The sequence below is a fragment of the Dyadobacter sp. HNCC25DJ185 genome (assembly GCF_056895195.1).
Window position 1 is genome coordinate 428,624 of the sequence record NZ_JBXHAR010000004.1, and the last position, 14,453, is coordinate 443,076.

Sequence of the window (14,453 nt, forward strand, 5' to 3'; positions counted from 1 at the left end):
AGGATAAATGTACTTAATCTGGCTCAAAAACGGTACGGATTTTCAACAAATACATTTTTACCTAATACGGTTACCAAAGGTTTTCAAAAAGGAAGATCATCATCATCATCGCTTCCGGCAGCCAATGAAGGCGGAATTGGGTCCGATGGGCGCGGCGATTGGTTACCTTTCGGAGCACTGGATTGCTGCTGATAACCCTGGTTACCACCCTCTCCCTGCCCGCCTCCCGAACCTGCTGGCCCGCCGAGCAGCGTCATGCTATTTGCACGGATTGTAATACCCGTTCTTTGCTGACCTTCCTTATCCGTCCAGCTGTCCGTTCTGATCCGGCCCTCGATATAAACCTGGTTACCTTTTTTTAGGTATTTCTCGGCTACTTTAGCCAATCCCTCCCAGAGTTCGATCCTATGCCATTCGGTATTATCTACCCTCTCCCCGTTTTTGTTGGTATAAGATTCCGTCGTTGCAATGTTAAATTTCGCTACTGCCGATCCGCTCTCCAGGTACCTTACTTCCGGGTCGCTTCCCAGGTTACCTATTAAAATGACTTTGTTAACACTTCCTGCCATGGTCTTTTAGTTGTGGATATATTATTTATTGATGTAATTTTAAAGTTAGCGATATTCGGTGAAATCGTCTGCCTAAATATCCTGCTCGAATATCTTCCCGGTCTCCTTATCTTTCAAGATCAGCTTGTTGCGGCCATCATGTGTAACCTCCTGTTTGATCAGATAGTATTTCTCATCATAAGAAACGTAGTTGGAAGGCTTGGTAACACCTTCCTTCCCGCGCCAGACCGGAAGCTCCACTTTCTCCCACAACTTGGTTTTCGCGGATTTATATGCAGCGTCGATTACCGCGTTAACAATGTAGCCATCGTAAAACGTCTCAGCAGGTTCGGTCCCTTTTTCGACGGAATTGAACATATCTGTAAACATATGGTTGTAGCCCAGGTCATTCACTTCATCGCCTACCGGGAATAGCCAGCCCGTATTACTTTCTGCTTTTTCGGCCACATACTCTTCTCCCGCGCCGTCCGGGTTTTGTCCCGTTGTAAACATTTCAAACCCGGTACGCAGGAAATTGTTGATCCAGATGGTTCCTTCCGTACCCATTACCTCGTCCCGCAAATCCATTCCGCCCCGAAACGTCCAGCTTACTTCAAACTGCCCGATTGCCCCATTTTCGTATTTTACCAAAGCGATCGCATGATCTTCCGCATCGATTGGCTTCACCTGCGTATCGGCCCAGCACATCACTTCGACAGGTTTGATATCTTTCCCAATAAAATTGCGGGATATCTCGATGCAGTGGCAGCCCAAATCTAAAATGCAGCCGCCGCCAGCCTGCTCAATATCCCAGAACCACTCACTGTGCGGGCCGGGATGTGCTTCCCGGGATTTCGCCCAGATAATCCGTCCGAGAGAACCGTTTTTAACACTTTCCATGGATTTCAAAAACTTGGGTGTGTAGCAAAGATCTTCCAGGTACCCCCCAAATATTCCGGCATCCTCCACTGCCTTCATCATTCGCAATGCTTCCGCTCCATTTCTTCCAAGTGGCTTGGTGGACACAACCGCCTTTTTATGTTTAGCGCAGAGCATTACCGCTTCCTCGTGAACGTGGTTAGGAAGTGCAATGCACACCATATTTACATCAGGATTGGCAATTACTTCTTCCATGTTGGATGACCAGAAATCACAACCGTAGTCGGTTGCAAATTTCTTTGCGCTTTCCTCCCTCCTCGCATAAATGGCCACTACCCTATCACGTCCCCTTTGCCCGTGAATCGATTCAGCGTAAAATCGTCCGATAAAACCGGAACCTAGCATTGCAATTTTCTGCATACAAAGATTTGTGTTATGGATTAAAAAATGATCAGGTGCTATTTTTATTTACAAAGCTGTCTTCACCTCGTTCTCCCAGCCGGTCGGTTTCAACGCCGGATCATTTTCTTTTTTAAGAAAGTCGACATTGCCAAAAGATGCGGCATCCCATTCCAGCAAGGCACGATCGGGCACTGTCGAAACAGGCACCTTCCAGGAATTGGAGGTTTCACTGTATGCAATATTCGATTGCGAGTTATAACAGGAGATCAACGACCACCTGGGATGATCCGACAAATTGGCTTCTGAGCGGTGCATCAGATTACTATGGAAAAATAATGCGTCTCCCGGTTCAATTTCGCAATAAACGAGCTCCATGGTTTTTAATGCATGATTGACCATCTCCATATCTGCCCCAACCTGCTCACCAGCAAATCCGTGATTGACGCGTCCCATTTTATGGGATCCTTTGATCACCTGCAGACAACCGTTTTCTTTATTTGCAGGTGTCAGGGCAATCATAACACTCATGAGTTGGTCAGGAAAAATAAATTGATTTTTGTACCAGTAACCATAGTCCTGATGCCATTCCCAAGCACCACCGACTTTGGGTTCCTTCTGCATTAGCTTTGTATGAAAATGGCAAACCTGACTATCCTGCCCCAAAAGTTGCCAGACAGCATTCACCATTCTTTCGCTCCTGATCAAATAGCCGAATACATCGTCGCCGGGTGTGAACCATAACGACAGCTTTGTTTTCTTACCTGATTGGTCATTCAAGTCCATCGCATTCTTCTGCATGACCGAATTTTCGAGGGCGGTATGATACAGTTTTCCAATTTCCTCTTCTGAAAACAGGTTTTTAACAACCAGATAGCCATCCCGGTTGTACTGCTGAATCTGATTGTCATTCAAATTAAAACTTGCCATAGCTAATCATTTAAAAGTTTAGGAATTACAGATAGTTTTCCTCTTTGAGAAGCATATCTATGAGAATCGGCTTCGGGAGCGTTTCAATTTCGTCCCTGGTATAAAAAGCCAGTCCGGCAGGCAAATCTATTGTTACATCTGCCGAAATTTCAAACCACCAAAAACGCACATTCAGCCTCTGATGCGTGAGGATGTGCGAGTATACCTTGGGAATTTCTTTAACAGTGGCATTTTGAGCTAGATGAGCCAGAAACGAGTTATTTTCAAAATCCTCCGGAGAGCCGAGCGGCGCCTCCGACTCATGCAGATAAAAATCATATAAGCCTTTCCAAATGTCCTTGCCTGAGCGCTCCTTCATAACCAGCCTTTGACTCTGCTGTATCACGAAATAGTTGAAAAACCGCTGGCGCACTTTCAGCCTCTTGACCTTGACCGGAAGTTCCTTCTGAATATTGAATTGAAAGGCAAAACAAATATTGTTAAACGGGCAGATCGGGCAGTTAGGCGATACCGGGACACATTGAATAGCCCCGAACTCGATCATCGCCTGGTTGTAAGTAGCCGGATCGTCCGTCGGAACAAGCTCCTTAGCCACGGCGGCAAATTCCTTTTTTCCTTGAGTGCTGAGAATATCTGATTGAATACCAAAAATACGTGACATAACCCTGTACACATTTCCATCAATCGCAGGCACTGCCTCGCCGAAGGCAAAGGACGCAATGGCTGCAGCGGTATAATTTCCCAGCCCCTTCAACTTTGAAAGCTGCACCGAAGTAGCTGGAAACTCTCCGCCAAAATCATTGACAATCTGTATCGCCGTAGAATGCATATTTCTCGCCCGAGAATAATATCCCAGCCCCTGCCAGAGTCGTAGCACATCCTTTTCCTCGGCACCGGCCAAGTCGAAAATCGTGGGATAGTGAAACAAGAATTTTTCGTAGTATGGAGTACCCTGGGCGACCCTTGTTTGCTGAAGAATGATTTCGGACAACCAAATTTTATAGGGGTCCCTGGTCTGTCGCCATAGCAAAGGACGATGGTTTTTCAGATACCAGGATTTAAGCTTTTTGTTAAAATCAACGGCCTCAAAATATTCCGGTATCATATTATTTGCACTTATGTATGCTGTTTTTTAACCGATTATAAAAAAAATGAAAATGCCATCCTTTTAAATTCTGGTAAAATTACCGTACCTTTGTGTTCCCAAAATTCAGAGGAGTAAGTAAATAAATGAAATAATATCCACTTAAAGTAAACAATCAAAGTGACTAAGGCAGACGTAATCGCACAGATTTCTGAAAAAACAGGCGTAGACAAGGGCGATGTTCAGCAAACGCTGGAATCATTCTTCACCGTGGTAAAGGATTCGCTTTCTGAGGGTGAGAACCTTTATGTAAGAGGTTTTGGTAGTTTTATCAATAAAAAACGTGCACGTAAAGTTGCCCGTAACATTTCGAAGGGAACTTCGATGATTATTGACGAGCACTTTGTACCGAGCTTCAAACCTGCCAAGGTTTTTGTAGAGCAGGTGAAAGAAAGTGACAAACTGAAAGCAGTCGCTGAGAAGTAATTTACCTGAAAAGGTTGAGTCATAATTTATGAAAAAATCCATCTTTCTTTCCTGTTTGCTTGCGGTTGCACTTGTTGGAACACTGTTCAGTCTTCCAAAAGTCGTTGTCAATACGAAAGGTAAAGAAGTGGACAAAGAAAGGAGTCAGACGGCAGCTACTTCAAGCCCGTCTGACCCCTCTCCCGAAATAAAGCATGAAGCAGCTTTGTCAGCAGATCAGCAGAAAGCTGTAGATCAGCTAAAGACAAACTTCGCCAATGCGGGGGAAAAGGAAAAGGTTATTGCCGGGCTGAAATTGTCGGACAAATTTGTGGAACTTCAAAAATTCGACAGTGCCGCATTTTATGCTGAAAAAGTGGCCGTTCTGTCCCCGTCTATTGAAAACCTGGTGAGAACCGGTGATCGATATTACGAGGCTTATGGTTTCGCAGTAGATGAGCAAAAGGCAAAAAACCTCGGAGCCAAAACCCGCGAATATTATCAAAAAGCACTTGACCAGAATCCTGGATTGTTAGCTGCAAAAGCAAACATGGCAATGACCTACGTCAACACAGAAAACCCGATGCAGGGAATTTTGATGTTACGTGAAGTGATTGACACGGATCCTACCAATGAACTGGCTTTGTTCAATTTGGGGATTCTATCCATGCGATCCAATCAATATTCAAAAGCCGCTGACAGGTTCAGGCAAATTTTAACTAACAACCCGGCAAATAGTAAAGCTAAGTTCTATCTTGGACTTACACTTGTCGAACTGGGAGATAAGGAACAAGCTCGTAAAGTACTTTCGGAAGTTAAGAAAGAGGAGAAAGACCCGGTTATACAGCAAGCCATCGGCGAACTGGAAGGTCGTCTGAACAACTGATCATCGAAAAATAAGAGAATTATTTTTTATTTATAAACGTCATAAATTTATGCCTTGCGGAAAAAAGAGAAAGAGACATAAGATTTCAACTCACAAGAGAAAGAAAAGACTTAGAAAGAACAGACATAAGAAGAAATAAATGGAAATGACCGGGGTTTCATCTGAAGCTCCGGTCATCCTTCTTCACTGCGCATTTAATACCCCTTGATTCTGAAAAGCGGGAGGTTATTTATCAACATTATATAGCCATTTAGTTGGTTGAACATTGAGTAACGAATTACTAATCAATTCTACTCAAAAGGGAGAACGTATAGCCCTTTTGCAGGATAAACGTCTTTTAGAATATCACGTCGAAACACCGGACCAAAGCTTTACAGTCGGGGATATTTACCTTGGTACTGTCAGAAAGTTGGTGGCTGGGCTTAACGCAGCATTTGTGGACGTCGGATTTGAAAAAGATGCCTTTCTGCATTATCTGGACTTAGGTCCGAATATTAACTCTCTCAACAAGCTTACAAAAGACGTTATCTCGAAGCGGGCCAATTCCGGCAAGCTGAATAACTTCAAAATGGAGCCTGAAATTGAGAAACTTGGCAAAATCGACAAGGTTCTTTCCAAAAATCAGCCTATTCTGGTTCAGATAGTCAAAGAACCGATATCTACCAAAGGGCCCCGCCTGTCGTGTGACATTTCTATTGCTGGACGTTATATCGTCCTGGTCCCCTTTTCAAATTCGGTAAACCTGTCTAAAAAAATTACCGACAAACAGGAAAGAAACCGCCTTCAGCGATTGATGTCGTCCATTAAACCCGCCAATTTCGGCGTGATTATCCGCACGGTTGCGACAGGAAAGGATGTGGACGAACTGAACAAAGATTTGCAGGATTGTCTCGACAAATGGGAAAATGGGATCAAAGCCCTTCGCGATGCCAAACCGCGCGATCGTGTTATCGGCGAAATGAACAGGGCTTCTTCCATCATCCGCGATATGCTGAACGAATCGTTCGATAGCATTACGGTAGATTCCAAGGAGGTGTATGAAGACATCAAAGCTTACATACATAACATCGCACCGGATAAAGAGAACATCTTAAAATTACATAATGGCAAGAACAAGCTTTTCGAACAATTCGGTTTGGAGAAGCAGATCAAGTCACTATTCGGACGTTCCGTAAGCCTTCCCAATGGCGGATACCTGATTATTGAACACACCGAGGCCCTGCACGTAATCGATGTGAACAGCGGTAATAAATCCAACTCTGAGGAAGATCAGGAAGCTACCGCACTGAGCGTTAACCTGGAAGCCGCCAAAGAAATCGCAAGGCAATTAAGACTGCGTGATATGGGTGGTATTATCGTGGTGGATTTTATTGATATGAAAAAAGCGGAAAATAAAAGGACGCTTTTTGATGTCATGCGCGACGAGATGAAGGGGGATCGCTCCAAATATACCGTTCTGCCTCTTTCTAAGTTCGGCTTGCTGCAAATCACCCGGCAGCGGGTAAGGCCGGAAATGAATATTGTAACGAGAGAAACCTGCCCTACCTGCGGCGGAACCGGGACAATTCAGGCCAGTATATTGGTTTCAGACGTCATTGCGAATAATCTGGATTATATCCTTACTAAGCAAAACGAACGCGGAATTACCATTTCACTTCACCCGTTCCTACATTCTTATTTTACAAAAGGGCTCATTTCCGAACAGGTAAAATGGTTTTTCCATTACAAAACCTGGGTGAAACTTACCAAAGATACATCTCTTGGGGTAGTTGATTTTAAATTCCATAACCGCTACGGAGAAGAAATTGAGATTGTTCCGGTAAATTAGCAGCAAGTAGCCGCCGGCTGTTAGCTTGGCTGGATGTTCATTTTATTTGCCTTTCCAATTAGGGGAGCGCTTTTCTTTAAAGGACTGTGCACCTTCTTTTGCATCCTCTGTTTTTAACAGTTCTTCAAGCTGAGCCTTTAGGAATATATGGCGCTGATTCTCCCCTATGTTTTGCAGTTGCTGATTAGCCGACATACCTGCTTGGATAGCCAATGGAGCATTCTGACATATTGTATCAGCCAGTTCGCCAATCTCCCGTACAATTGCCTCTTTATCCGCAATTTTTGTAACCAAGCCCATCTCACAGGCCTGGACAGCAGTGTAACTTTGCCCCGTGATCGCCATTTCGAGCATTTTGCGATTCGGAACAATCCGCATGAGTGACGCCATTACCTGCATAGGCCATAACCCTCTTCTGACCTCCGGCAAACTGAAATACACATCTGGAGTACTGAAAACAAATGTGCAGCCGCAAATGATCAGAAAGCCGCCCGCCAACACCGGCCCTTCTACCTTTGCAATGGCCGGTTTCAGAAGCGCATTGAAAGCATCTCCGAGTCTTACTTCCTCACGCGGTTTTGGCAAAGACGTATTTTTGATATCGAGAGAATCGTCCTGAAAGGCATTCAGATCCGCGCCGGCGCAAAAAACCGGACCTTCCGCGTCAATGACGACACACCGAATATCCGGATTGTAATGTGCGTAGGATAGCGCGAACGTAATTTCCTCTGCCATCGTAGGGGTGAACGCGTTGCGCTTTTCCGGGCGGTTCAGTGTAATTGTGAAGACATGGCCCGACAGAGATGTTTTGATATATAACAGATCGATTACACCAAAAGCCAAAGTATCGTTTTCTGTGTAAAACTGCATATCGGCGATGCGTTATCTGGATACGGAATAAGTGAAATCACCTATTTTGTAACTACTCCTTCCAGCATGGTGATGTACTGGGCAATTCCCTCTTCAATTTCTTGCAGGTAAATAAATTCATCTGCGCTGTGCGACCTTGCGGAGTGTCCTGGCCCCATCTTCAATGACGGGCAATCCAGTAAAGCCTGATCGGATGTTGTGGGAGAACCATACGCGGTACGACCCAGGTTTAGTCCCTCCTTAACAATTGGATGGTCCATCGAAATACTTGACGGACGGAGCCTGATGGACCTGGCGATTACCTCGGATTGAATATTTGCCTGTATCTCGGCAATTACCTCTTCCAATGTATACTGGTCGGTAACCCGAACGTCGATTGTAAACGTGCAAGCGTCGGGAACAACATTGTGCTGCGTGCCGGCATTGATAATGGTTACCGACATTTTGATCGGCCCAAGTGTCGCAGATACTTTTGGAAACTGGTACTGTGTAATCCACGCAATATCTTTTAATGCTTTATAAATCGCATTATCGCCTTCCTCCCGAGCCGCGTGCCCCGACTTACCTCTGGCTATGCAATCCAGCACCAGCAACCCCTTTTCTGCAACAGCCAGTTGCATTTCTGTGGGCTCGCCTACTATCGCGAATGAAATTTCAGGCAACTCAGGGACTACAATTTCCAATCCTTCTTTCCCTGATATTTCCTCTTCGGCCGTAGCGGCGATTGCGATATTGTAAGACAGATCCTCCCTTTCAAAAAAATAGCAAAAAGTTGCGATCAATGAAACCAGGCATCCGCCTGCATCATTGCTGCCGAGACCGTACAGTTTATTTCCTTCAACGATCGCTTTGAATGGGTCAAGTGTCCAGGATTTGTTTGGCTTAACCGTATCATGATGGGAATTCAGCAAAAGTGTCGGTTTGGCCGGATCAAAATATCGGTTATATGCCCATAAATTATTCTTCTTTTGCTGAAAAGGAATATGCTTACCCGAAAAAAACGCGGCGATTAGACTGGCCGTACCTGCCTCTTCCTTACTGAAAGAAGGAGTTTCAATTAAGCTCTTCAGAAGCTCAATGGCCTCAGCAGCAAGCACCTGTATATTTTCTAATGCTTTTACCATCTTACCTGTCCTTCACCTTTTACAATCCACTTTTCTGTAACGAGTTTTTCAAGTGCAAAAGGGCCGCGTGCGTGCAATTTCTGAGTTGAAATCCCTATTTCCGCACCCAATGCAAACACACCTCCGTCTGTAAACCGGGTGGAGGCATTGGCATAAACAGCTGCTGCGTCAACTTCCTCCAAAAACGTGTCTATGGCATTTTGACTACTGGAAACTATTGCTTCAGAATGACGAGAAGAATATGTTTCGATATGCTTCAAAGCATCGTAGAGCCCGGCAACTACTTTAACAGAACATTTATAATCCAGGAATTCTTTCCCGAAATCATCTGGCTCGGCCTTCCTTAAGGATGGGTACCCTGCTTTTTCCAAAATAGTGTATGACGATTCATCCGCAAAAACTTCCACGTTCCATTTGGCAAAACCTTCTTTCAGCTTGGGCAGAAAACTTGCCGCAACTTCTTCATCCACCAAAACGGTGTCCAATGCATTGCAGGCAGCGGGTTTAGAGACCTTTGCATTGACTACAATTGCGGCGCCTTTATCGAGATCACCCGTTTTTTCAATATAGGTATGACATACGCCAGCCCCGGTTTCAATGGTTGGCACCCGTGAGTTCTCTCTGACAAATTTGATCAGGCCTTCGGAACCGCGGGGAATAATGATATCCACATATTTTGTTGCCGTCAAAAGCTCTCCAACGAATTCCCGGCCCGTAGGCAGCAAGGTAACGGCCCCATTGGGGACATTGAATTCGGCCAAAGTTTCATGAATCAGGCCTACCAGGCAGGAATTCGAAAAATGGGCTTCCTTTCCTCCTTTTAGGACACAGGCATTGGCCGAACGCAAACAAAGCGCAGCCACATCGATGGTAACATTAGGCCTGGATTCATAAATCACACCCACAACACCCAACGGAACAGCGATCTTCCTTAAAGAAAGGCCTTGTTCAATTGTCTTTTCGAGAAAAATTTCACCTGTCGGATCTGGAAGGGCGGCAACATCCAAAAGACTTTGTGCCAGATCTTTGATCCTTTTTTCATTCAGAAGCAGACGGTCCTTCTTAGGGTCCGCATCGTCCATCATCGCTAAGTCTTTCTGGTTTTCAGCAATGATACTTTCTACGTTGGCAAGTACTCTTTTCGATAAAGACACCAAAAGATCGGCACGTTGCCTGTCCGACAAGCGCCGGACTTCCGCTGATGCTTCTCTTGTTCCTTTCAGTAATGGTATGATAGATTTCATTATAACAATACAATATCATTGGCATGTGCCACTTCAAAATTCAATGTCTTCAGATTTTTCCGGATCGCTGCCGAAGTTTCTCTTGCCCGGGCCACGGCTATCATCTCGCCAGCAGCTGAATATATTTCAATAATTTCACCGGATTCGAAATCGCCGGTAACATCCGTAACGCCCACGACCAGCAGGCTCTTTCTTTTCAGGATTGCCCTGGATGCTCCTTCGTCGATCTGTAAGCTGCCCGAAACAAGCCCACCGCTTCCAAGCCACCTGTTCCTGGCCGATAATGTGCTTTTACCGGCTTCAATCACGGTTCCGGCATTTCCTTTAAGTGCCTCCAGCAGTTCGTCCTTCTGATTCATTCCAAAAATAACGACTCTGATTGCCATGCGTGCGGCCAGCTTGGCAAAAGTGAGCTTTGAGGCCATTCCGCCGAGACCCAGAAAAGATTTATCTGTCTTAACAAACCTGAAAACCTCGTTAACATTCCTTACGTTCCTCAGTATTTTTCCCTCCTCATCCAATAATCCGCCCACAGAAGTGCAAAACATGAGTGACTCAGCGCCAAACCCGACCGCAAGCAAAGTAGCTAGCTCATCATTATCCGAGAATTTAAGCTCCCTGTCACTGACAACGTCATTTTCGTTTACAATTGGAATGATATTGTTCCTCCAAAGCTCTTCAAATGTTTCTTTAAGCTGTAAAAACTTATCCCTGTTTGCAAAGTGTTGCCTTTCGCAAAGACTTTGGGCAATATAGATTTTCCTGGGCGCGAAATGCGAAGCATACAAGCCGACCAGCAAAGGATTGCCGACAGAAGCTGCTGCTTTCCTCTGAGTAATCGATCCCTTGTAATCCTGAATATATGACTTCCCGGCACCAACGGCCCCCGATGATACTATAATAATATTGTAATGCGGGTGAATTTCAGAGACCTGCCGTGCTATCTCAGAAATAATCCGGGTATCCGGCTCTCCCGAAGAAAGGGTAATCGAGGCCGTCCCGAATTTGATAACAAGTATGGATTTTGACACTTTAAATGATAATAAGCGGCATCTGTTTCATGATATGCCTATGCGGTTTCAACCTGAGGCCAAAAGTAAATAATATTTCAAATGATATTCTATCTGGCCTACTTTAGGTGCAAGTTTACACCGTTTGGATTACCCGTCCATCGAACCTTCTTTTCATTTTCAATGCTTTATCCAGCAGCTCCAAGTACTCTTCCCTCGGGATTTCGATGGCACCGTACCTCCGGACATTGTCGTTGATAAATTGTGTATCCAGCAACGCGAATCTGTTCATCCGAAGAATCTGGATCAGATAGTGAAACGCTACTTTCGAAGCATTACTTTCGATTGTAAACATCGATTCACCAAAGAAAACACCGCTTATCGCGACCCCGTAAAGCCCGCCGACCAACTTGTCGTTGCGGTACGATTCGACACTGTGGGCATATCCAAGCCTATGTAATGCAGTGTAACTCGAAATGATGTTTTCTGAGATCCATGTCCCCTGCTCATCCGCACGCGGGCCTGAACACCCGCGCATGACAGCTTCGAAACAGGTGTCAATTTTTATCTGAAAATAATTCTTGTTGATGACCGGGCGAAGGGACTTGGAGGGCTTGTAAGTGTCAATAGGGATAATTGCCCTTGGATTAGGAGAATACCAATAAATGGAGCCGTCCGACTCTGCCATTGGAAATATACCATTTATGTAACCGTTAAGAATATCATCCGGACTGATCTCTGACATGGAGGCCTTGTTGAAATAAAAGTGTTAATTGGTCGTTTTTAAGCTCCTGATAAAAGCCTTAACAGCGTAATAAGCGCACAGAACAAAACTTTTGCAATGAAACGAACCATAAAAATATATCTTCTGTTTCTTTGGAGTGACATTTTTTTTTTCAAAATTTGCACCTCCTAAGACGCACGAGCAAGTCAATGAATAACAACGGCATACATACTGTTCTTCATACTACGCCTTTTCGATTCAGGTCCCCGTGGACCGCATAATTATTTTTTACCTACGTGGTAAAATTTTTCTATCCCACTTTCTTATTTAAATCCTAAACGTCCCATCGTTTTATCTGGGGATAAGTAATTATTGTTTCGAATTTTTGTCAGCACAGCCATCAATGAAAAATACCGAAGTAGTAGGCAGTAAGTTTATAGTTCAGACTGCCAATGAAAATCATCTCCATTTCGCCGAAATTATCTGCGCCGAAATGGAGGAGAGCGCTAAAAAGCGTGGTACAGGTATAGCCAAACGCTCTCCTGTTTATTTAATGGAAAAGATGGTCGAGGGGAAAGCGATTATAGCAACAACTGAAACCGGGGAGTGGGTAGGCTTTTGCTATATTGAAACCTGGGAACACGGTAAATTTGTGGCCAATTCCGGACTGATCGTCCATCCTGATTTCCGCAACAGCGGAATGGCCAAAGCAATCAAGCAAAAAGCCTTTGAACTATCCCGCAAGAAATATCCCGACGCTAAGATTATCGGTATAACAACCAGTTTACCGGTCATGAAAATAAATTCCGACCTGGGTTACGAACCTGTCACCTTCAGTGAGTTACCAGCTGACGACGCATTCTGGAAAGGTTGCGCAAGTTGTGTTAACTATGATGTATTGACCCGGACAGGCAGAAAGCACTGCTTATGTACGGGAATGATGTATGATCCCGATGACAAGAAAAAAGCAGAATCAGCCTCGGAATCCGAGGTGGAGAAACACTCCTGGGATTTCCTGAAAGAATCCAGCCTGTACGAACGCTGGATGCGTATCAAGCAGCGCATTTTATTGCGAAGGGAAGAACGTGCCAAAAAGAAAAACGCCGGGGCTCTGCTGGTACATTAAGTACTGCATTCGTTTACAGATTTAGAATATCTCTTAAATACCTCGCTCCGGCAACTTTCAAAGCCCGACGCGAGGTATTTTTTTGTTACTTTGTACTCCAATTTTTAAGCTTTTAAGTATCCCGTTTAATATAATGTCACAACCCAAAGTAGTACTAGCATTCAGTGGAGGACTGGACACATCCTTTTGCGTTAAATATCTGGCCGAGGACAAAGGCTATGAAGTATACTCTGTTTTAGTAGATACCGGCGGTTTTTCGGAAGAAGACCTTCAAACAATTGAAGCCAATGCCTATTCCCTGGGCGTTAAAAAGCATGCTACGATCTCCAAGACAAGCGATTATTATAACGATTGTATCAAATACCTGATCTTCGGAAACATTCTTAAAAACAATACTTATCCGCTGTCTGTCAGTGCGGAGCGCGTTTTCCAGGCGGTTGCGGTAGCTGAGTACGCAAAGGAAATCGGGGCAAACGCGATTGCGCACGGGAGCACAGGCGCCGGTAATGATCAGGTGCGGTTTGATATGGCATTCAGGATCATCATCCCCGAAGCAGAAATCATTACACCAATCCGAGACCTTAAACTTTCACGCGAAGCAGAAATCGAATATCTGATTAACAAAGGTGTTGGACGGGAATGGGCGAAGGCTGCGTACAGTATCAATAAGGGTCTTTGGGGTACGTCTGTCGGAGGAAAAGAAACACTGACCTCTGAAAAATACCTTCCTGAATCTGCCTGGCCGACGCAGATTACAAAAACGGAACCAGAAAGCATTATTCTCGAATTTGTAAAAGGTGAGCTGAAAAGCGTGGCAGGTGAGCATTTCGAAAACCCAGTTGCTGCGATTCAAAAACTGGCGGCTATTGCCCAGCCGTTTGGCATCGGACGTGACATACATGTAGGAGATACCATTATTGGGATCAAAGGACGAGTAGGCTTTGAAGCCGCAGCACCGCTGATTATCATTAAAGCACATCACACCCTGGAAAAGCATGTACTGAGCGAGCAGCAGCTTTATTGGAAAGAGCAGCTTTCCAATTGGTATGGCAGCTTGTTGCACAAAGGCCAGTTCGTTGAACCTGTTATGCGAAATATCGAAACCTTCCTCACTGATACCCAGTCCCATGTAACAGGTAAGGTTCACGTATATCTCGCCCCCTATCGGTTCCACATCGAAGGAATCGAATCTCCTTTTGATTTGATGTCCTCGGCATTTGGCAGCTACGGCGAAATGAACAATGCCTGGACAGGGGATGACGTAAGAGGATTTTCGAAAGTAGCTTCCAATCAGGTTATGATTTATCAGAAGGTAAGCGAGCTGAACAACTGACAA

The 14,453-nt window shown here is 44.8% G+C and carries 14 protein-coding genes; 5 read left to right on the forward strand and 9 right to left on the reverse strand.

Translation table 11 applies throughout. From position 1 onward, the window contains the following. Nucleotides 1-83: 83 nt before the first annotated feature. From AC1XUF_RS13620 to mutY, 4 genes are all read right to left on the reverse strand, one after another. Nucleotides 84-569, reverse strand: a complete 486-nt coding sequence (locus AC1XUF_RS13620; protein WP_483342353.1) for a single-stranded DNA-binding protein — start codon at nucleotides 567-569, stop codon at nucleotides 84-86. Nucleotides 570-641: 72 nt separating this feature from the next. Then, nucleotides 642-1,847, reverse strand: a complete 1,206-nt coding sequence (locus AC1XUF_RS13625) for a Gfo/Idh/MocA family protein (RefSeq protein WP_483342354.1) — start codon at nucleotides 1,845-1,847, stop codon at nucleotides 642-644. A 48-nt stretch (nucleotides 1,848-1,895) separates the two neighbouring features. Continuing rightward, entirely contained in the window at nucleotides 1,896-2,756 is an 861-nt protein-coding gene (locus AC1XUF_RS13630) for a phytanoyl-CoA dioxygenase family protein (RefSeq protein WP_483342355.1), read from the reverse strand. A gap of 25 nt (nucleotides 2,757-2,781) precedes the next feature. After that, the gene (gene mutY / locus AC1XUF_RS13635) at nucleotides 2,782-3,861 is read right to left on the reverse strand and encodes an A/G-specific adenine glycosylase (protein WP_483342356.1); all 1,080 of its coding nucleotides are present in this window, start codon (nucleotides 3,859-3,861) and stop codon (nucleotides 2,782-2,784) included. 159 nt (nucleotides 3,862-4,020) lie between these two features. Between mutY and AC1XUF_RS13640 the strand changes: the two genes are divergently transcribed. The 3 genes from AC1XUF_RS13640 (at nucleotide 4,021) to AC1XUF_RS13650 (ending at nucleotide 7,019) form a co-directional block, all read left to right on the forward strand. Then, nucleotides 4,021-4,326 carry an HU family DNA-binding protein gene (locus AC1XUF_RS13640; protein WP_026631310.1) on the forward strand — a complete coding sequence of 102 codons (306 nt, stop codon included), beginning with the start codon at nucleotides 4,021-4,023 and terminating at the stop codon, nucleotides 4,324-4,326. Between the two features lie 28 nt (nucleotides 4,327-4,354). Next, nucleotides 4,355-5,191 (forward strand): tetratricopeptide repeat protein, encoded by an 837-nt coding sequence (locus AC1XUF_RS13645; protein WP_483342357.1) that lies wholly within the window; start codon nucleotides 4,355-4,357, stop codon nucleotides 5,189-5,191. Between the two features lie 265 nt (nucleotides 5,192-5,456). After that, nucleotides 5,457-7,019, forward strand: a complete 1,563-nt coding sequence (locus tag AC1XUF_RS13650) for an Rne/Rng family ribonuclease (RefSeq protein ID WP_483342358.1) — start codon at nucleotides 5,457-5,459, stop codon at nucleotides 7,017-7,019. 42 nt (nucleotides 7,020-7,061) lie between these two features. Here AC1XUF_RS13650 and AC1XUF_RS13655 read toward each other — a convergent pair whose 3' ends face one another. The 5 genes from AC1XUF_RS13655 to aat form a co-directional block, all read right to left on the reverse strand. After that, nucleotides 7,062-7,889: an enoyl-CoA hydratase-related protein gene (locus tag AC1XUF_RS13655; protein ID WP_483342359.1), complete on the reverse strand. Its 828-nt coding sequence runs from the start codon at nucleotides 7,887-7,889 to the stop codon at nucleotides 7,062-7,064. Nucleotides 7,890-7,930: 41 nt separating this feature from the next. Further along, nucleotides 7,931-9,013: a M20 family metallo-hydrolase gene (locus AC1XUF_RS13660; RefSeq protein ID WP_483342360.1), complete on the reverse strand. Its 1,083-nt coding sequence runs from the start codon at nucleotides 9,011-9,013 to the stop codon at nucleotides 7,931-7,933. Next, a complete protein-coding gene (locus AC1XUF_RS13665) occupies nucleotides 9,007-10,257 on the reverse strand; it encodes a glutamate-5-semialdehyde dehydrogenase (RefSeq protein ID WP_483342361.1) in 1,251 nt (416 codons plus the stop codon). The genes AC1XUF_RS13660 and AC1XUF_RS13665 overlap by 7 nt, the downstream gene beginning before the upstream one ends. Further along, complete coding sequence (gene proB / locus AC1XUF_RS13670) at nucleotides 10,257-11,288, reverse strand: glutamate 5-kinase (RefSeq protein WP_483342362.1); 1,032 nt, start codon at nucleotides 11,286-11,288, stop codon at nucleotides 10,257-10,259. Before proB ends, AC1XUF_RS13665 begins: the two co-directional genes overlap by 1 nt. Nucleotides 11,289-11,403: 115 nt before the next feature. After that, on the reverse strand, nucleotides 11,404-12,012 hold the full coding sequence (aat, locus tag AC1XUF_RS13675; RefSeq protein WP_483342363.1) for a leucyl/phenylalanyl-tRNA--protein transferase: 609 nt from the start codon (nucleotides 12,010-12,012) through the stop codon (nucleotides 11,404-11,406). A gap of 382 nt (nucleotides 12,013-12,394) precedes the next feature. Between aat and AC1XUF_RS13680 the strand changes: the two genes are divergently transcribed. Beyond that, on the forward strand, nucleotides 12,395-13,117 hold the full coding sequence (locus AC1XUF_RS13680) for a GNAT family N-acetyltransferase (RefSeq protein ID WP_483342364.1): 723 nt from the start codon (nucleotides 12,395-12,397) through the stop codon (nucleotides 13,115-13,117). Between the two features lie 133 nt (nucleotides 13,118-13,250). Next, on the forward strand, nucleotides 13,251-14,450 hold the full coding sequence (locus tag AC1XUF_RS13685) for an argininosuccinate synthase (protein WP_483342365.1): 1,200 nt from the start codon (nucleotides 13,251-13,253) through the stop codon (nucleotides 14,448-14,450). The last annotated feature ends 3 nt before the right edge of the window (nucleotides 14,451-14,453 follow it).